The 19,007-nt window shown below is 30.7% G+C and carries 26 protein-coding genes and 2 riboswitches; all 26 genes read right to left on the bottom strand.

The genetic code is table 11. The features are described 5' to 3' along the window. Window positions 1–9: 9 nt before the first annotated feature. The 26 genes from HALHA_RS02510 to HALHA_RS02400 all read right to left on the bottom strand — a co-directional run bounded on the left by HALHA_RS02510 (window position 10) and on the right by HALHA_RS02400 (window position 18,721). Entirely contained in the window at window positions 10–222 is a 213-nt protein-coding gene (locus HALHA_RS02510) for a FeoA family protein (protein WP_015326207.1), read from the bottom strand. A 170-nt stretch (window positions 223–392) separates the two neighbouring features. Next, window positions 393–557: a DUF362 domain-containing protein gene (locus HALHA_RS02505; protein ID WP_015326206.1), complete on the bottom strand. Its 165-nt coding sequence runs from the start codon at window positions 555–557 to the stop codon at window positions 393–395. 160 nt (window positions 558–717) lie between these two features. Further along, the gene (locus tag HALHA_RS02500) at window positions 718–1,149 is read right to left on the bottom strand and encodes a Fur family transcriptional regulator (RefSeq protein ID WP_015326205.1); all 432 of its coding nucleotides are present in this window, start codon (window positions 1,147–1,149) and stop codon (window positions 718–720) included. An 88-nt stretch (window positions 1,150–1,237) separates the two neighbouring features. Then, the gene (feoB, locus tag HALHA_RS02495) at window positions 1,238–3,079 is read right to left on the bottom strand and encodes a ferrous iron transport protein B (RefSeq protein WP_015326204.1); all 1,842 of its coding nucleotides are present in this window, start codon (window positions 3,077–3,079) and stop codon (window positions 1,238–1,240) included. Between the two features lie 16 nt (window positions 3,080–3,095). Beyond that, window positions 3,096–3,308 carry a FeoA family protein gene (locus HALHA_RS02490; RefSeq protein ID WP_015326203.1) on the bottom strand — a complete coding sequence of 71 codons (213 nt, stop codon included), beginning with the start codon at window positions 3,306–3,308 and terminating at the stop codon, window positions 3,096–3,098. A gap of 66 nt (window positions 3,309–3,374) precedes the next feature. Continuing rightward, a complete protein-coding gene (locus tag HALHA_RS02485; protein WP_015326202.1) occupies window positions 3,375–3,809 on the bottom strand; it encodes a flavodoxin domain-containing protein in 435 nt (144 codons plus the stop codon). 86 nt (window positions 3,810–3,895) lie between these two features. Beyond that, window positions 3,896–4,177, bottom strand: a complete 282-nt coding sequence (locus HALHA_RS02480) for a DUF2325 domain-containing protein (protein ID WP_015326201.1) — start codon at window positions 4,175–4,177, stop codon at window positions 3,896–3,898. 171 nt (window positions 4,178–4,348) lie between these two features. Then, the gene (folK, locus tag HALHA_RS02475) at window positions 4,349–4,855 is read right to left on the bottom strand and encodes a 2-amino-4-hydroxy-6-hydroxymethyldihydropteridine diphosphokinase (protein WP_015326200.1); all 507 of its coding nucleotides are present in this window, start codon (window positions 4,853–4,855) and stop codon (window positions 4,349–4,351) included. A gap of 12 nt (window positions 4,856–4,867) precedes the next feature. Next, window positions 4,868–5,230, bottom strand: a complete 363-nt coding sequence (folB, locus tag HALHA_RS02470; RefSeq protein WP_015326199.1) for a dihydroneopterin aldolase — start codon at window positions 5,228–5,230, stop codon at window positions 4,868–4,870. A 51-nt stretch (window positions 5,231–5,281) separates the two neighbouring features. Further along, a complete protein-coding gene (gene folP / locus HALHA_RS02465; protein WP_015326198.1) occupies window positions 5,282–6,070 on the bottom strand; it encodes a dihydropteroate synthase in 789 nt (262 codons plus the stop codon). Then, the gene (folE, locus tag HALHA_RS02460; protein ID WP_015326197.1) at window positions 6,070–6,639 is read right to left on the bottom strand and encodes a GTP cyclohydrolase I FolE; all 570 of its coding nucleotides are present in this window, start codon (window positions 6,637–6,639) and stop codon (window positions 6,070–6,072) included. The genes folP and folE overlap by 1 nt, the downstream gene beginning before the upstream one ends. 229 nt (window positions 6,640–6,868) lie before the next feature. After that, window positions 6,869–7,069: a hypothetical protein gene (locus HALHA_RS13425; protein WP_156801203.1), complete on the bottom strand. Its 201-nt coding sequence runs from the start codon at window positions 7,067–7,069 to the stop codon at window positions 6,869–6,871. Window positions 7,070–7,130: 61 nt separating this feature from the next. Continuing rightward, complete coding sequence (gene murI, locus HALHA_RS02455; RefSeq protein WP_015326196.1) at window positions 7,131–7,946, bottom strand: glutamate racemase; 816 nt, start codon at window positions 7,944–7,946, stop codon at window positions 7,131–7,133. A gap of 116 nt (window positions 7,947–8,062) precedes the next feature. Continuing rightward, entirely contained in the window at window positions 8,063–8,557 is a 495-nt protein-coding gene (locus HALHA_RS02450) for a GerMN domain-containing protein (protein ID WP_015326195.1), read from the bottom strand. Further along, a complete protein-coding gene (locus tag HALHA_RS12945) occupies window positions 8,557–10,773 on the bottom strand; it encodes an N-acetylmuramoyl-L-alanine amidase family protein (RefSeq protein WP_052326454.1) in 2,217 nt (738 codons plus the stop codon). Before HALHA_RS12945 ends, HALHA_RS02450 begins: the two co-directional genes overlap by 1 nt. Before the next feature lie 96 nt (window positions 10,774–10,869). After that, on the bottom strand, window positions 10,870–12,213 hold the full coding sequence (locus HALHA_RS02440; protein WP_015326193.1) for an N-acetylmuramoyl-L-alanine amidase family protein: 1,344 nt from the start codon (window positions 12,211–12,213) through the stop codon (window positions 10,870–10,872). Window positions 12,214–12,268: 55 nt separating this feature from the next. Next, window positions 12,269–12,757: a hypothetical protein gene (locus HALHA_RS02435; RefSeq protein ID WP_015326192.1), complete on the bottom strand. Its 489-nt coding sequence runs from the start codon at window positions 12,755–12,757 to the stop codon at window positions 12,269–12,271. A gap of 139 nt (window positions 12,758–12,896) precedes the next feature. Continuing rightward, window positions 12,897–14,336 (bottom strand): glucose-6-phosphate isomerase, encoded by a 1,440-nt coding sequence (locus HALHA_RS02430; protein WP_015326191.1) that lies wholly within the window; start codon window positions 14,334–14,336, stop codon window positions 12,897–12,899. Window positions 14,337–14,547: 211 nt separating this feature from the next. Continuing rightward, complete coding sequence (locus HALHA_RS02425; protein WP_015326190.1) at window positions 14,548–15,132, bottom strand: DUF3793 family protein; 585 nt, start codon at window positions 15,130–15,132, stop codon at window positions 14,548–14,550. A gap of 135 nt (window positions 15,133–15,267) precedes the next feature. Further along, window positions 15,268–15,792 carry a hypothetical protein gene (locus tag HALHA_RS02420; RefSeq protein ID WP_015326189.1) on the bottom strand — a complete coding sequence of 175 codons (525 nt, stop codon included), beginning with the start codon at window positions 15,790–15,792 and terminating at the stop codon, window positions 15,268–15,270. Between the two features lie 87 nt (window positions 15,793–15,879). Further along, window positions 15,880–15,963: riboswitch (cyclic di-GMP riboswitch) on the bottom strand. A 126-nt stretch (window positions 15,964–16,089) separates the two neighbouring features. Next, window positions 16,090–16,254, bottom strand: a complete 165-nt coding sequence (locus HALHA_RS13420) for a hypothetical protein (RefSeq protein ID WP_015326188.1) — start codon at window positions 16,252–16,254, stop codon at window positions 16,090–16,092. Between the two features lie 117 nt (window positions 16,255–16,371). Continuing rightward, window positions 16,372–16,464: riboswitch (cyclic di-GMP riboswitch) on the bottom strand. A 105-nt stretch (window positions 16,465–16,569) separates the two neighbouring features. Beyond that, window positions 16,570–17,088, bottom strand: a complete 519-nt coding sequence (locus HALHA_RS02415) for a general stress protein (RefSeq protein WP_015326187.1) — start codon at window positions 17,086–17,088, stop codon at window positions 16,570–16,572. Window positions 17,089–17,189: 101 nt separating this feature from the next. Beyond that, window positions 17,190–17,750: a Spy/CpxP family protein refolding chaperone gene (locus tag HALHA_RS02410; protein WP_015326186.1), complete on the bottom strand. Its 561-nt coding sequence runs from the start codon at window positions 17,748–17,750 to the stop codon at window positions 17,190–17,192. Between the two features lie 108 nt (window positions 17,751–17,858). After that, complete coding sequence (locus HALHA_RS02405) at window positions 17,859–18,125, bottom strand: Na+/H+ antiporter NhaC family protein (protein ID WP_041607623.1); 267 nt, start codon at window positions 18,123–18,125, stop codon at window positions 17,859–17,861. Between the two features lie 42 nt (window positions 18,126–18,167). After that, window positions 18,168–18,290: a hypothetical protein gene (locus tag HALHA_RS13785; protein ID WP_015326185.1), complete on the bottom strand. Its 123-nt coding sequence runs from the start codon at window positions 18,288–18,290 to the stop codon at window positions 18,168–18,170. Between the two features lie 23 nt (window positions 18,291–18,313). Then, window positions 18,314–18,721: a SoxR reducing system RseC family protein gene (locus HALHA_RS02400; protein WP_015326184.1), complete on the bottom strand. Its 408-nt coding sequence runs from the start codon at window positions 18,719–18,721 to the stop codon at window positions 18,314–18,316. Window positions 18,722–19,007 lie beyond the last annotated feature (286 nt).

Raw genomic sequence — 19,007 nt, 5'->3', positions numbered from 1 at the left:
CCTCCTTATTTACTGAACCTCTATTCTTTTAGCTAACTTTCTTCCTACTGCAATTTCTTGTAAATTTCTTTGTACAATAACTGGTCCTCCAGGTACTTTTTCAACACAAGATACCTTGGCCCCCTCTGAAATCCCAAATCTTAATGTCTGCGCTCGAATCCCTTGGTCTGGAATGGAAGCAATCTGAAATTTATCTCCTCGTTTAACATCTGCCAAAGTCATATTTATTCCTCCTTCTCCTTATACTTATAATTGATAATCTTTATCATCATTATGTAAAAATAAAAACCATTCTCATTTTATTTAAGTACATTATAATACATTCGATTTAAAAAGTCAATATTATAAAAAAAATAAGCCCTCAGGAATTAACCTGAGAGCTGACAATTAAATTACTCTTCAATTGCGTCCGTTGGGCAAGAACTAGCACAAGCTCCACAATCAATACAATCATCAGAAATGTCATATTTAGAATCTCCTTCAGAAATTGCATCAACTGGGCAAGTACCTGCACAAACTCCACAAGAAATACAAGCATCAGTAATTGTATAAGCCATTTATTTCACCTCATTTAATAGTAATTATGTAAGTCATATTTTTACTATTTATATACTAGCACATTTCTTTTGATGTATCAATAAAATATTAAAAATATGAATGAAAACCATAATCAGTTAGCAAGCTATAAAGTTCGTTAGCTTATACAATATTACTAAATCAGGAACATTCTTCACAGTAACCATGAATTTTAATTTTATGATCTAATACTTTAAAATTATATTTATTTTTTACACATAACTTCATTCTATCTATCATCTTTCCATTAGTTTCTACTATCTTATTACATTTAATACAAATCAAATGATAATGATGAGAAACTCCTTCATCTTTTAGTTCATAACACCGACATTTAGTATCAAAGTCTAACTCTTTAATTATTCCTGAATTTAAAAAAGTATCCAAAGTACGATAAATAGTTGATAACCCAATAGACGGATGCTCATCTTTTATACTATTATAAATATCTTCTGCACTAAGATGTTTTTCTTTAGTATTTAAAAATAATTGTAAAATCAACTTGCGCTGAAAAGTCAACTGATAATTATTTGCTGCCAATATAGTTTTTAAGTTCTTAAGATTTATCTTCATAATCAATCACTCTTTTTATAGACTTTATAGTAACCAAAACGATTACGAGCAGCTTTAAATCTACTCCCACTCACTTCTCCACTGACACTTATATCAATTGTGCTACCAAACCACCTACAATAAAGGCAGTAAACCAACTACCAAACCAAATTGCTATAGATTCTTTCCAACTTCGCTCTTTAACCATAATCATCATTGCTGCACTACATGGTACAAATAAAGTAATTGTAATTAAAGAAATTGTAGTCTGAGCTGCAGTCATACTTAAACCATTTAAACCAGCTGCTCCAAAGTCACGTCTTACTATCCCCATAATGAAAGCTGTCGCTGCTTCTTTAGGTAATTCTAGCCAACCAACAGTAATTGGTGCTACTGTATTTTGAATAGCTGTTAACCAACCAAAATAATGCATGATAGTAATCAATACTGATCCTAACACAAAGATTGGCCCTGCTTCTCTGATAAATGATTTAGACTTAATATATGTCTTTTGTAATACATTACTCATTTTAGGCATTCTAAGCGGTGGTAAATCAATTAATAAGTCTGTTGATTCGCCTGGCATAACTCGATTTAAGAAAGTTCCTGCTAGTACATAAACAGCTAAAATAGTTCCTACATAAATCATAAAATATTTAAATCCTAATGGAGCAATCAAACCAGTAATAACTCCTAACTGGGCTGAGCAAGGTATTGCTAAACCTAATAAGAATACAGCAATAATCCTTTCTCGCTTAGAACCTAATAATCGAGTAGTTATTGTTGCCATTGTCACACAACCAAAACCTAATAACATTGGAATAACAGCCCGACCATTTAATCCTAAAGAAGTTAATACTCTATCAACTAAAGCTGCAATTCGCGGTAAATAGCCTGAATCCTCTAGTATAGCTAAAAATAAATAAAATCCGATAACTAATGGCAGTAGTAAACCAAAAGTATATGTAACAGCCATAGTCAATACACCAAATTCTCCAATTAATAATTGGCCAATAAAGGATGTCTGAGATACCAAGCCACCAACTAAGTCTTCAATAAAAGGTTCGTACGTTCCATCAAAAATCTGTCCTTCTGTAATTCCAACTACAGTTTGAGCTATAAAAACTCCTACAAACTGATATAAGGCATATAAAACTGCTATTAACATTGAAACTCCTGTTAAAGGCCTAACCATCATTCGACCTAATTTAGTCTTAAAGCTACTTCCTTCACTTGTTTGACTAACTACTTCTTCTGTTAATTCATTAACCCGTTTTCTTCTTTCCTTATAGATTTTTTCTTGATAATTTAATGGCTCTACTCTATTTTTAGCAGCAACATTAGGGTCACCTTCTAACACTAATAAAGCTTCTCTTCTGTTAGTTACTTTCTCTCGAGTTGCTGCTAATTCTGATTCAAAGCCTAAACTACTATTTCCAACTTTAGCTCTTTTTACTGCCTGTTTTACTTCATCTAATCCTTCACCTTTAGGAGCTACTGTTGGAATTACTGGTACTCCCAATTCTGCACTTAACTGATTAATATTAATCTCTAGACCTTGCTTCTTGGCTTCATCCATCATATTTAGAGCTACAACTACTGGAATACCCATATCAATAATCTGTTGGGTTAAAAATAAATCTCGTTCTAGATGAACAGCATCTACAATATTAACAACTACATCAGCCGAGGCAATTACATCCCGGGCTAACCTTTCTTCATCATTAAAAGAAGATACTCCATAAACCCCCGGTGTATCTAACACAACATCATCACCATACTTACCTGAACTAATCTCCAAAGTTGTTCCTGGATAATTTGATACATCTACATAAACTCCTGTAAATGAATTAAAGAAAATTGACTTACCTACATTCGGATTCCCGGCTAATACTATCTTATTAGCACCAGCTGGTATATCAACCTGATGACTAATATCACAACAATCCATTTTTAAACTCCTCCTCTTATTTAACCTCTATTTTTTTAGCTAATTTTCTACCTACTGCAATCTCCTGCAAATTTCTTTGAACAATAACTGGTCCTCCTGGCACTTTTTCAACGCAAGATACCTTGGCCCCTTCTGAAATCCCAAACCTTAATGATTGAGCTCGAATCTCTTGGTCTGGAATGAAAGTAACCTGAAATTTATCTCCCCGTTTAACATCTGCTAAAGTCATATTTATCCCCCCTAATCAAATATTTTGAAACTCATTATCAATAGATTGCAAAATAAATATTCTATGTTATATTTCTTGGGCCCACTTATCAACTTCTGCTATAGCCTCTGAAGTTATACTTCCATCCCATTTAAATCCTTCAACAACAAGATTTATTCCTAATTCTTCTAACTGACCTTCTAAAGTATCTACTGCTTGACAAAACATTTCTCCATAACCAGTATCTCCCGGGCCAAATACTGCTCCTTTCTTACCTGATAAGTCAATATCTGCCTGAGATAAAGAATTAGCAAACGGAAGAAAATCGTCTTGTAGCTCTCCAGCACCCCAAGTTGATGAACCAAATACTATTACATCATAATCCTCTAACTCTTCAACCTCTGTATTAGTCACATTTTTATTCACAACTTCATAATTGACAGCTAATGAATCTGCTACTTTTCTAGCTAAGTCCTCTGTATTACCCATTGTTGAACCAAATACAACAATTGCTTTCTCCATTCTTATCTCTCCCTTCTGTTTATTAGAATATGAAACTCATTATCAACTTATTACAAAAAATAAACTACAATTAATTTGATGCTACTTTAGTTTAAAAATCCACAAAAATTTAACTTTTTATAAATATTAGACCAAGACCGTCTAGAGAATAAAACAGGAATTTCTTTTTCTTTAGCCTTAGATTTAACCACTTCACATAAATTATGCCCTACATAATCTGTTAGTACCAAAACCATATCTGTCCTCTGGTCAACTCTACAATTTTGACACTTCCGTCCTGAAACATGTTTAATACAACTAAATCCACATTTACTTAGTCTCTCTGGTATTTTACCTAATTTATCGCCACCTACAATTAAAACAGACATCTTACTCCCCCTCTACTATATAAAACTGAAAATCATTTTCAATTAGTTTCTGTAATTATAATAACAACTAATCTAAGACTTGTCAATAGTTTTTATAATTTTCTCCTAAATTAATCTTTACTAGATATATTAGCTAAAAATAAAACTTATGAGCATTTGGCCCATAAGTTTCTATTTATCCTTGATTGATTCAATAATTTTACTATTATACTCTTTTAAACCAACTACTTTAATTATTGATAACCATTCTTTAATGCTTTTCCCTTTTATAATTAAGTTATTATTTAAATCACTCAATGGTACTAGAACAAAAGCTCGTTCTTGCATTCTAGGATGAGGTAGAATTAATTCTTCATCATTTAACTTTAAATCATCATAGACTAAAATATCAACATCAATTGTCCTTGGCCCCCATTTAATCTTTCGTTCTCGTTTCAACTCTTTTTCCACCTGTTGACATTTTGTCAATAATTCATGCGGGCCCAATTTTGTCTGTACTCTAACACATAAATTCAAAAAATCATCTTGTTGGGTATATCCCCAAGGTTCAGTCTCGTATACAGCTGATATTTCTTTAAGTTCTGAGTTATTGAAATTATTGATTAATTCTATAGCCTGCTTTAAATTAGCTTCTCTATCTCCTTTATTAGTTCCTAAACCTAAATAAACATCCTTCATTTCTATCGCCCCTTAAGATCTACTTCGCTCTATCTCAACTGCCACATAATTAAAAATGCCTTTAATCGGTGCTTCAGGTTTTTTAACTTTAACTAAAATCTCTTCTACTAAATAAAAATCTTGTAATATATTTTTAGCTATATTCTCAGCTAATGCTTCTAATAATTTATATTGTTGATTCTGACAGATATCTGCTACTAATTGATAGACTTGGGCGTAATTTACTGACTTTTTAAGTTGATCAGTACTACCTGCTTCTTTAAGATCACATTTTAACTCCAGATCAATAATAAATTTTTGCCCTAATTCATTTTCTTCTTCTAAAGCACCATGATAACCATAAAATGATAATCCATCTAGTATTATCTTATCCATAACTAATTCCTCTCTTTATAGTAGAGTGTGAGTTAGACTAAGTACTAATACTCACCTATATATTGCATCTGTTACCTTAGCAGCTTCTAAATTTTCCTTTACATCGTGAACTCTAACTAGATCAACACCTTGCATAATTCCCATTACTGTTGTAGCTACTGTACCATTAACTCTTTCTTTAGCTGGCAGATCTAATATATCACCAATCATCGATTTACGAGAAGTCCCCAGTAAAATTGGATAACCTAACTCTTTTAACTCTGCTAACCGATTCATAATTTCCATGCTTTCCTTTGAGCTAATTCCAAAACCTATTCCTGGATCTAAAATAATATTTTCATCTTTAATCCCTGCTTCTTTAGCTATCTTAATACTTTCGGTTAAAAATGCCTTGACACAATCTATTATATCTCCTTCTTTATCATACAATCTTGCATTATGCATAATTACAACTGGCACATTATAATCAGCTACAACTTTTGCTAAATTACTATCTCCTTGTAAACCTCGTACATCATTAATTATATCTGCTCCTAAATTTAGAACCTCTTTAGCCACATCAGCTTTATAAGTATCAACAGAAATAGGTACCTTAAGATTAGCTACTAATTTTTTTAATACTGGAGTAATCCGGGCCAACTCCTCTGTAGCAGTGACCTTGTTGGCTCCTGGCCTAGTAGATTCTCCTCCAATATCAATAATATCTGCTCCAGCTTCAACCATTTGTTCTGCCTGCTCTAAAGCAGAATTTACATCAAAAAAATTGCCACCATCTGAAAAACTATCTGGCGTAACATTTAAAATCCCCATAATATAAGTTCGCTTACCATAATTAAACATTATCTAGTCCTCCCTCTATAAATAAGATTAATAACCTCATTTTTAGCCCCACTATCTTCCTTAAAAATTCCTCTACTAGCCGAAGTAATAGTTTCAGTTTCAGTCTGTTCTACTCCTCGCATCGTCATACATAACTGTTGGGCTTCTACTATTACATATACTCCTTGGGGTTCTAAAATCTCCATCATTGTATCAGCAATTATCTTAGTCATTCTTTCTTGTAATTGAGGTCGTTTAGCCACTGTCTCAACCAACTTAGTTAACTTGGAAAAACCAGTTACTCTACCACCTTGAGGTTTATAAGCTAGATGAACCTTCCCAAAAAAAGGTATTAAATGATGTTCACAAAGAGAATAGAAGGTTATATCTCTAACTAATACTAAATCATTCGCTTCATCTTCAACAAATACATCAAGAGCTTCACTAGGTTCTTTATTAACCCCTAAAAATATCTCTTGATACATCTTAGCTACCCGCTTGGGGGTTTTTTCTAATCCCTCACGTTGTGGATCTTCTCCTATAGCTTCTAAAATATTACTAATTGATTTCTCAATTCTATCTTGATCCATCAAATATCTCTCCTTACTACCTTAATTATATTTTCTTTAATAATTTATTTTCATATAAACAATTAATTTTAGATTGACACTTAATTGATATAAAGAGCAATTGACAATGGACAATGAACAATTTACAATTAAAAATCAAAACCGTGTAATCCCTTGATTTAGAAAGGTTTTAAGGGGTTCTAATTGTCAATTGTCAATTGTAAATTAAAAGTGAAGCTTTATATCAATATTATTTCACTTTATAAACTCGTCCTTTAAACTCTTGATTTAAAATTGCAAAAATTTCATTATCTCGCTTATACTCTACCTCTTCTATCTCTACCACTGGCATTAAATCTAATACTTTATTTCTTATTATTCCGGGCAATAAACCTAATTCCTGCTTAGGCATATATATATTTTCCTGATTAATGAAAAATATATTAGTCATTGTACCTTTCCATTAAAAAATGCCGCTTTAAAAAGCGACACTTTAACAAAAATATAATATCTTATTTTTCCCATAAATCAAGTTCAGAAAAGTTCAATTGATCAAAATTTAAAAACTTAGCCCCTATCTTAACAAATTTCTTAGATAATTTATCTAAATCACTGACGTAAAACTTAGCCTCACCACTAGAAGATGAAACCATTAAATCTTTATCCACTAATATCTCTCTAGCCTTTAAAGCAATACTTTGACCCGGATAAATTAATGTAACTTCTTGGCCCATAATCTCCTTAATAATTTTACTTAAATAAGGAAAGTGAGTACAACCTAATAATAAAGTATCAACCTCTTCCTCTTGTAAAGGTGCTAAATAATCTTGAGCAATTTCCCTAACTTGTTGACTATATAACTCTCCTGCTTCAACTAATGGAACAAACTTAGGACAAGCCTGTACAAATACTTCAACTTCACTATTTGCTTGCTTAATTGCTTCTTGATAAGCACCACTATCTACTGTTCCTTCAGTAGCAATTACACCTATCTTCTTGTTTTTAGTTCCAGCGATAGCCTTTTCAACCCCAGCATCAATTGGGCCAATAATAGGTAGAGAAAAATTATCTCTAGCTAATTCTAAACCTGCTGCAGTAGCAGTGTTACAAGCAATAATCACCATTTTAGCCCCTAAATTCACAAAATAATCTATAATCTTAAGAACAAATTCTTCTACTTCCTCTTGTTCTCGCTCCCCATAAGGTAAATGTGCCGTATCTCCAAAATAAATAATTTTCTCTTGAGGAAATTGATTAATTATTTCTTTAGCAATTGTTAAACCACCGACCCCCGAATCAAATAAAACAATTGGTTTATCTTGCTCCATGGTCACCATCCTATCTAAATTTAATAATACTACTATTTTATTATTTATTTTATATTAATTCAACTTTAATTATTGCTAATTTCACCAAATAAAAAGCGAGGCAGCACCCGCCTCACTTATTTAACCAATTTTGCTTTAAATTTTAAAGGATGTGTTAAATCAAGATGTCCTACTAAGGTTTTAATCTGTTTACCATTTACTAATATCCGGACTCGATTTATCTCTTTAAATTGAGCTAAAGTATTAACAATGGAATATACCGTTATCATTTCACCAGCGGTTCCACCCCAGTGGTTATCAATTAATTCTCGACTAAAATTAACTCTAGCTAACCCATCTTCTACTTTTATATTAAGTAATTTAGTTTGAGAAGGAATAGTCTTCATTAATTCCTTACTTTGGGGTCCTTTAATTAGCTCCTTAATTGAATTTATATATAAATCATCAAGTTCTACCTCTCTAATTTTAGATACTAGATATTGTGCCTGTTGATCCCCAAAATAAACTTTAACTTTTTTACTAGCTAAAAACTTGGGATATAATAAAATTAACAATAATACTACAATTATAATCAGCACAATATATATATTCTTATCTGTTAAATCTAACATCAGGATTCCTCCTCTAAAAACCTAAAATATTTACTTATTCCCTTATAAAGACCAACTGCAACATTAGATCTAAACTGATTTCGACTTAATAACTCTTCTTCTTCAGGATTGCTAATAAAAGCAATCTCACTTAATACAGCTGGCATTTTAGTATGCTCTAATACATATAAATTTCCTTCTTTTCTTCCACGATTAAAGGTGTTTATTTCATTAACTAACTCATCTTGAATAAAGTGAGCCAACACCAATGAATTATCTGAGTAATCTTCACGAATAAAAATTTCAGTCCCAAATGCATCCTTAGTATAATGGGAATTAATATGGATACTAACAAATATATCAGCATTTAATTTGTTGGCTAACTTGGCCCTTTCTTCTAAACTAATAAATTGATCAGTCTTTCTAGTCATAACCACTTTTGCTCCAGCAGCTTCCAAGATATCTTCTAATTTTAAACCAATATCTAATGTAATATTCTTTTCACGTAAAAATGAGCCCAAAGCACCTGGATCATATCCTCCATGACCGGGATCAACTACAATAATCTTGCCCGCTAAATTATTAGTCATAGTATTAATCACAATATGTTTTGTTCTATCAGGAGATTTAACTTGCAGATTAATATCATCTTTTAAATCTAATACTACCCTTACACTATACGGAGTAACAGAATATTGGCTAAATCTTATATCACTTACTATATCTGAATTATTAATCAATTTAAGTTTCTTCTTATCCACAATAGCATTAGGAATATCAATTACTAAACGTTTAGGATTTGGTAATTGATAAATATCATATTCTCCAGGTGTTAATAATGATATATCTACTTTTGTTCTTGCTTTCATATCATTTACTTTAATTTCTTGTAACTTATTCATCAAATTTAATTGTAATTGATTCCCTTCCCAATCAATTTGGTAGGAGACTAACTCTGATAAGTCAATCACAGCCCGCGTGATATACTGATTAAATTGAGAAATCCTAATTTCTTTAATTAATCGACTATCAATTTTCAAATCTTCCTTTTGGAATTCATTAGTAGTATTAAAAAAATCAAAAACTAACCTATCTCCCTTTTTTAAGGGCACAATATCAGGCTTTACTTGTGTACTTAGTTCAAATAATACTTGATTGCTTTTATCAGAGTTATAAACTACTTTTTCTAATTTAGCTACTATTGGACTTATTACCAATGAACTTTGCTTTTGAATACCTCTTAACTCTAAATTTTTCTTAGCCTCAAATACGACCCGTACTATATTATTAGGATTTGTTTGATATTGACTAACTCTAATTTCTTTAAATAAGGGATTATTTATTTTTAACTTCTTTTTACTCTGAGTAAAAACAGCATTCTTTAAATCAACCACAATTCGCCGTGGATTAGATAAATAAACTGGTTCTTTCATCCTGATATCAGCTGTTGCATTTATTTTCAATCCAGTTGCTTCATACTTTATATCTGTAATCAAAGGACTCAATTTAATTAAATATTGATATGATTGATTAAGCTTCTTGCTAACTAATTTATAATCAACTTTACTAGCTAAATCTACTACTACTCTTACAGTATTACCGTTAAATTGAGCTACTCGCACTTGCTTAATTAATTTATTATCAACCTTAATATTATTTATTTTTTTAATTAGTCTAGTTGTTTTTAGATCAAGGACAATTCGTCTAGGATCTTTTAAAACACTAACTTTATGACCTACCTTTTGACTAATATTAATTGCTATCGCTTTATAATTATTAGTCTTTTGATACTTAATTTCTTTTAATCTGCCCTGCACCTCAAATATATTAACAATTCTTTGTTGAGGGTTAGACTCAATAACTAATCCTAATACCTCCCCTAAGGATTTAAGTGGGACCATTAATCTTCCATCTTTTTCTTTAGGGGCTACAGGCATCTTAATTAACTTATTATTAACTTGTAAATTTCTATCTCCTAATCTAAATTTGATAACTTTATCCTCTGTCTCTAAGCGCAATGTTTTAATTAAGTTAAACCATTTAAGCTTTATTGATAATGCATTAGATAAAGTCCTTAGAGGGATTAAAATATTTTGGTCTACAATCTGATAGTCTAAACTATTAGTAATTTTTTTATTATTAACTAACAATTTAATATCATCTGCAGCATATAAAGAATTAGAAAAACTACAAATTAAAACTAAAACCAATATTCCCATTAATAATCTCTTCGGCATCATAATAGCCTCCTAAACTGGAAGATCTCTTACAATTTACTATATTACATTAGTTATATTATTTAATTTCTTCTTAATTGGTTGATATCCTTCTTTTTAATCTTCTTTAGCAAAATATTTTTTTATTCCTGCTACAATTCCTGCTGCTGCTTTTTGTTGGAAATCATCACTATTTAACAAACGCTCTTCACGAGGATTAGATAAAAAGGCAGTCTCTACTAAAATTGCTGGCATATTTGTCTCTCTTAACACAGCAAAATTAGCTGCTTTTAGTCCATTACTCTCAAGTTTAATCCTTTCAACTAATTCACTTTGTACATACCAAGCTAAAGCCCAATTAGATTTTGAAGCATACCAGTGAGCATAAGTAGCTGTTCCATTAATCCATGGTTTAGAGTTTGAATTAGAATGAATACTAACAAACAAATCAGCTGACCACCTATTAGCTTGATTGGCCCGCTTTGCAAGAGAATAAAACTTATCACTTCTCCGTGTCATTTTAGTTCTAAAGCCTGCTTGCTTTAATAATTTATTTACAGATTTAGCAATCTGATAATTAACTGTCTTTTCTTGGACACCAGATGGGCCAATTGCTCCAGGATCAAACCCTCCATGGCCCGGATCAATCACTATCTTTTTAGTTCTTAGCTTTAGTTTAGGCTTTTTTAACTTTGGCTTACGGCTAATAATAGACGAAGTTACTACTTGAGTATCCTGGTTTATTTTTAAAACTAGTCCTAAAGAATTTCTTTTAATTTGATAATTACTCATTTGATTAATATCTACTACTACTCTAACCACAGCTGGATTAAGCTTAAATTGACTAACTCTAATCTGCCTAATAATGTTATTATTAACCTCAACTTTAGATTTTACTTCTGCTAAACTAACATTATATAGATCTAGCACTAATCTTTGCGGTCGATGATATAAATTAAGTTCATATTTTACCTGATAATCAGTATTAATTACTACTTGAGAACTATTAACTGAACTTTTAGTACTTATATCAGACACTCGATTTGAATAATAATAAATTGTTTTAGTACTCCCATCCCACTCTAGCTCTCCCCCGTACATTTTAGTTAAGAATCTTAGTGGAATCATTACATCATCATTTATTAATCTTATCCTAGACTCTAGAGGAAGAATACTAGAATTAACCTCAGCAATTCTACTTCCTACTTGAAAAGAAGCTCGCCAATACCCACTATTTACTTGTAATTCTTTTCTACCCTTTTTCCAAACTAACTTTTCTCCAAATTTCTCCTTTAAAATTTGAGCAGAGACTAATGACCTCCCATCAACAATCAATAATTTACTCTCTACATTTTGGCTATCAATTACTAACTTAATCTCTTCTGCCTGAGCTTCAGCAGGGATAGAAACGAAAACTATCATCATAGCTAAAACTATTATCATACTAAATCTAATATTCAATTCCCTAGCTCCTCTCTACTATAAATAATTGCTATAATTTATCGTATTAAAATTACTATAATGTTAACTGTGTTATTAGTTGGCCTTGATAATCAATAAACTTAAATTCTAAATCATCTGTAAGCATTAGTTGGGATCTATTTATTTTGACTAGATCATAAGGAGAATTAATCATCCCTAAAGATAATTGGTTAGTTGCTGAATAAACAAGTACTTCAACTATAACTTCTTCATCTTCAATTATGATTTCTTCTATTTTTATCTCTGATCCTATTCTTTTAGCCTCATTTAAAGAAACATAAATCAAAAAGAAATTATTATAATTAATATCTGATGTGATTAGGTTTTGATGGCACTTTGGTAGATTTAATATATCATCTGAACTGGTTATTAGGTTAACGTTTAATTTTATATCAGTGCTAAACTCTACTTTATTTTGCTTAAATGCTTTTGGATTTAAAGATGTAAAAGAAACTACTTGAGAATTGCCTAACCCTAACTTTTCCCATAATGAATTAATTAAACCTTTTTTGCTTTTACTCAATTTAAACCTACCTTTCTATATACAGAATTCAAGATTTAAGTTAAAAATCCTGTTATAAATATATGACACTAATTCCATTTTAATTAAAAAACCAAAAAATAAAAAATAGGCCCGTTATAGGGCCCATTAAAAATATAAGCTATAAGATTAAGCTATCATCTTTAGCTGGTCGAGAGTCAAATTCCTCTTTCATTTCAGCAAATCCTTCTCTACCTAAAACACCATAAGCATACTTTTTACCTAATTCTACACCTGGTTGATTAAACGCATTAATATTGTATAATTCACCACTCATAGCAGTTTGTAATTCAAATAAATAGAAAAACTGTCCTAAAGTAAAGGCATTTACTTCTGGGAATATAACTGTACAATTTAAACGATTTTGTTTAGTTAAAGCTAATTCAGTAGCTTTTTTCTCAGTAGTGATCAATTTATTAAATGTATGGTTGCCTAAATAAGAAACTCCCTCAATATCTTCATAACCAGATCCAATTTCTAATTCTTCCTTGAAATTCTCTACTTCTAAGAAAGTAACTACTTTATCATATGGCCCTTCCATGTATAATTGAGCTTGAGAGTGTTGATCTGTAGCACCTAAAGCTTTAATTGGAGTTGGCCCTACATTAACTACATTGCCTTCTCTATCAACTTCCTTACCTAAAGATTCAGCCCATAACTGTCGATACCAATCTGCTACATCTTTTAAAGCATGATTATAAGGCATCATTACAGACATTGGCTTTCCATCTTGATCAGCTAAATACTGTAGTACAGCATTTAAATAAGCTGGGTTGGCCCATAAATCATCTGTATCACAAACTTGAGCCATATACTCAGCACCAGCTAATAACTCTTCAATGTCAACTCCTACAAATGCAGAAGAAACTAACCCAACAGGAGTTAAAACTGAGAAACGCCCCCCTACATTATCTGGAATATAGAAAGTCTTAATAGCTTCTTCTTTAGCAATTTTAATTAATTTTCCAGAATCTTTACTAGTTGTAGCAATAAAATGATCACTAACAGCATCTTCTCCAAGATCTTCTACCACTGCAGCTTGAGCAGTTAAAAATTGACTCATTGTTTCAGCAGTTGTACCAGATTTAGAGATAACATTAAACATTGTTTTTTCTAAATCAAGTTCATCTAATAAAGATTTTAATCTAGTAGGATCAACATTATCCGGTACAAATAATCTAGGACAACCATTTCTAGCTTCTTTCTTTAGGTTATAATAAGGATCATTTAAAGCAGTCTGCACAGCAATATTACCTAAAGCAGAACCACCAATTCCTAACACTACAAAGTTATCATACTTCTCACGATTAGCTTCAGCAAATTCTTTAATCTCTTTAGCAATTTCTTTATGAGTTTCCGGAAGCTCCATAAAACCTAATTCTCCTGCTTCCTTAGCCTCTTTAATTGCTTGATGTCCCTTAGTAACTTTTTCTTGTAAGGCATCAACATCTTCTTTAGTATAACCATGCTCTGCTCCAATCTTATCTTCAAACATATTGTTAACATCTAATCTAATACGCATAGATTCTTTCCATTCTGCATCTTGATATTGATTACTCATTTTTATTCCTCCCTATTTTATTATCACTTTTTTTAAAAGATAATATACTGTTCAATCGTTTTCACGCTTTTCTACAATAAAATCAAGTATGTAATTCCTACTACATCACCTCATATTATTCTATTTACATTTCAAATATCCTGCAAAAAAATATTTTTTCTCAAAATATAAAAGGTTTAAGCAATATGTGAGGGCACATTGCTCAAACCTTTTATATCACTTTATGGAATTCTTCAACCAGTTCTATTTTATTTAACCTAGCATTAAATTTTTCTCTTGCCCTATCAAATTCCTTCTGTTTTAATAAAGAAACTTTTTTATTACCATAATACTTCCATTCACCTCTATGAGTAACCTCTAAATCAGCATAGCCCATAAACCCTAGAACATCTTTTAGAGGATAACCAAAGAAAACACCTATTTCATGAGGAAATTCAGCCCCTTGTAACCTCTTCTTTAATCTTTCTAAATATTTATTTAAACTATACTGCTTAGGATATCCTATATTTTTAAGAAATTTAAGTATATTTTTATTTTGTAATTGTTCTTCTAAAGCATGAGTATGATAGAAAAGGACTTTTTGCCTACCATTAACTATATCTATTTCTATAATTTCTAGCTGATTATACTTTAGAAGAGTCTCTTTACATCTCTGCCAAGAACTTTGTTCTTGGTTTATACTCCTTAATTCAGCAGGCTTAACCCCCATAATAGTAGCACCGATCCTTCTTAATAGACAATCGCAATTCTCTCTAAAATAACTTATATCTGTCTGGCATTGCTTGGCCCTTTTCATCTTTTCTCCTCCTCATCCAATTTTGACTAATTGAAATTGATTTTCAATATCTGCTTATAGTATAGCATTCATAAACTCACTTGTCAAAAAAATAAAAAACATCTTTCTTAATTGAAAGATGTTTTAAACAATTATTTATTTCACTATCCGATAATTTCTACTTTTACTGATTAAATAATCCTGAATCAAAGTTATATCCTTAAATGTGTAATTGGCTAACTCATCTACTAAATCTTTTTCTACTTTATTATTCAGATCTAAATAACTACATAATGATTTAGCTACTTCTTTAATCTTTTCTCTTTTACTATTATTAGAAAGCTTATTATAAGATATCATTAATTGTTCTCTTATTTCTTCTAATAAATTAGAATAACTACTTATATCTGTTACTAATAAAGAAGAAAAATCATTAGAAATACTACGTAGAACATTTGAACTAAGAGCTAAATCATTATTCTTAATTACAAAGGTAAAACTAAAGGAGTGAATAGCAACCAAAATCAAATTTAGATTATCTTTTGATATTTTGATTCCTATTTCTCTAAGTTCTAACTTATCTTCCTCTTCTGTTACCAATTCAACTAATTCTTCAGCTAAATCATAGCTAGATACTCTGCTACTTTTTCCTAAAATTTTCTTTAATATTCCACTATACAATATAAGCCCCCCCTTTTTTTAACATCCTACTAAGTTATAAGATTATACATTATAACAAAAAGACCTAAATCTTTTAGTATTATACTAAAAGATTTAGGTCGGATTCACCATTGACTCCATATAATCCTGGTGACCAGATATGGATTATACTTCTCTGTCTCCTAAATAATCTCTTATTTTATTTATCGATTTAAATATATAGCATTCTATGATTATTTTAACATATTATAAATTAAATGTAAATATATCCATTTAATTTATTACAACTTTTACTCTTGGTTACTACTAACTTTAAACTTACTTACGATTGTTACTAACTTTTCCTAAAACATTAATAAACTTTGAAAACTCCTTATTTTGATACTTATCATTTAAAGCATCCATACAATTTGACTTATCCTTTAAACAAATATTGATGATCCATCCTAAAATAACAAAACCAATAATCACTGAAAGAGGCATAATTATCACTCCCTAATTTTTATTAAACAACATAAAATCTATTATAATTATCCCTCTTAAATAAAAAACCCCATTCCTCGCAAAATAAATTTAAGGAATAGGGTACACCTATATCCTTTCGGTAACCTGACCATCATAGCATCATAAATACTATGCCGTAGACTCATAGCTTTGCGACCTTATCTTTCAATAAGTGTGCCTTTTTCGAGGGTTACTTTAGTTGTTTACTTGCAATTATTACTATAATATCCTGCTTATTATAATATTACTACATAATACTCAATTTTCCTCCATAAAAAATGAATTATTTTTATTTTAATGTGTTGCTACATCCTTGGCCCCTTCTTTTCGTAAAATATCCGCCACATCATTAATTCTGGTCTCGTCTGTACCTTCAGCAGCTACTAAAATTTTTCCTTCCTCTACTCTTTTGGCATATCTTTGACCTGCTTGTTGGTCTAACCCGTAATCAACTAAACCACCTGCAACTCCTCCAGAAGCTGCTCCAGTTAAACCAGCAGCTAACGGGCCAGCAGCTAAAAATGGACCTGCTCCTGGAATTGTTAATAAACCTGCACCAGCTAGTATTCCTGCTGCTCCTCCCAAAGCCCCACCAGTAACACTACCATCAGCTAAATTTTGGTCAGTTCCTGTCATTTCTGCTCCTGCTTCAATATCAGCATCTTTATTTTGCTTAGCTACTAATGAAATTTTATCTTCAGAGATCCCTTTATCCTTCATCTTATTAACTGCATTATTAGCTTCAGATTCATTATTAAATACTCCTAAGACAGTTGACATATCTTTATCTCCTCCTACTGTAAATTTAGTCATAATTACACCACCTTATTAATTCTCAAATATATTTTAACCAACTTTATAATTTAATATCCTATTCAAAAAATAGAAAAAAGGGACTATCCTTTTAATAGTCCCTAAAATCTACTTTTTAATAATCTTTTAATCTTAATAATTACCATCCCCATCATACCATTATTACCATTCATCATATAACCGCCCATCATTCCGTAGCCACCCATATGACCTCTAACTCTTCCTCCTCTACCTTGGCCCATTATACCACCAAAATTCATCATTCCGTAATCTTCCATAATTTCTAATTGTTCAGAGCTCATCATATCTCTGATCTTCAATTGCATCTCAGTCATTAATTTATACATCTTATTTCTCAGTTGGTTAACTTCTTTTTCTGCTTCAATAATCTCATTCCGCTTAACATTCTTATTAAAGTATAAATCTCTTGAATTATCATTTTTATCCACTATATCATCCATTAAATCATGCATTTTATCTTGATATTCATCTCGTAAATGATTGATAGAATCTAATTGTTCATCTGATAAATTCAAATCTTGAGGGTAGTCATTATTTTTATTTATTTGGTTAAAATTACTTCCTCCTCCATGAGCAAAAGCATAAACTGAAACTCCTAACACCAATGTCATTACTACAGCAAATCTTAAAAATTTCTTCATAGCTATCTCCTCCTATTTTATTTAAGTGATAATTTATAAACTTTTTATCTTACACTTATAGTATAGGAGGTAAATATTAAAAAAATATTAAAAGAATAATAAGTTTCTTTAAAGATTATTTCTTAAATCAGCTTCAATAACCATTGGGATTGAAACACCTGTGATTGAAGCTAAAGGAATAGCAATTGGCATTAACAAAGCAAAACTTCCCCAAGATGAACCAATAAAATAAGTTACAAAAGAAGTTATTACGAAAACAATAACTGGTACTAGGCTTCCTGATAGATTATTACCTAAAGTTGATGTGATCAACTTCGATAACCCTAAATCGTTAGTAATATCCTCATGACCATAATTATTTCTTTTATCTGGCATAATAATTCCCCTTTTCAACTAATTTTATCTTTTCAACTAATCTTAATGGCAACTATAATCATCATCACTATTGTCATTATCCATAATTCCCAACTTACTTCCAATTAGATAAAAAGCTCCTGCTATAACCCCAATTAAAATAATACCTGCTACTAATTGACCCATTTTATTCCCCCTAACATTAATATTTAATCAATAATTTCTGTTATCTTGGATTGAGGATTCATTTTCTTTCCCAATATTTTTATTACTACAACAGACAAAACTAAAAATACAATTGCTCCTATAATTCCTCCTACTTCACCTTGTTGAATAATAAATTTGTCCCCTATAAAATAACCACCTACCAAAGCCAAAAGGGGAAACAAATATACCAATAATGCAGCTGAGACTAAATTGCTTCCTTCTAATTCTAATTTTACTCTTTGTCCTTCATAAGCTCCTACTTCATTATTAACTTCTACTAATAATTCATCTTGTTCATGATCTTCAGCTAATTCACAATTCTTCTTACATTTACTACAAGCTGAATGACGCTCAATTTTCACTATGGCTACTTTCCCTTTATTAACCATTACTTTACCTAACTCTTGCATTACTCTTACCTCCTCCTAAATATTAATGCAATATTATCTACTAATTTTCCTCTCTTATTTGTACTATCTAATTTAAAATTACTAGTCTCTTATGTTCATTTATTCATTAATTGAATCCAGTTATTGTGACTGATAAAATACCACTGTAGGGTATATTAATAATAAAAAATAAATCAATAAAAATTATTTATTAGTAAACTTAAAAATAACCTCCATCAATTCTTCAATCTTATCATATACTTTATCTTGCTCTATAATTGTATCATTATCCTTATACCCATACCCC

It is taken from the genome of Halobacteroides halobius DSM 5150, assembly GCF_000328625.1.
In the GTDB taxonomy this organism is placed as follows: domain Bacteria; phylum Bacillota; class Halanaerobiia; order Halobacteroidales; family Halobacteroidaceae; genus Halobacteroides; species Halobacteroides halobius.
Note: the sequence above shows the minus strand (reverse complement) of the source record. Positions and strands in the feature narration are given on the sequence as shown.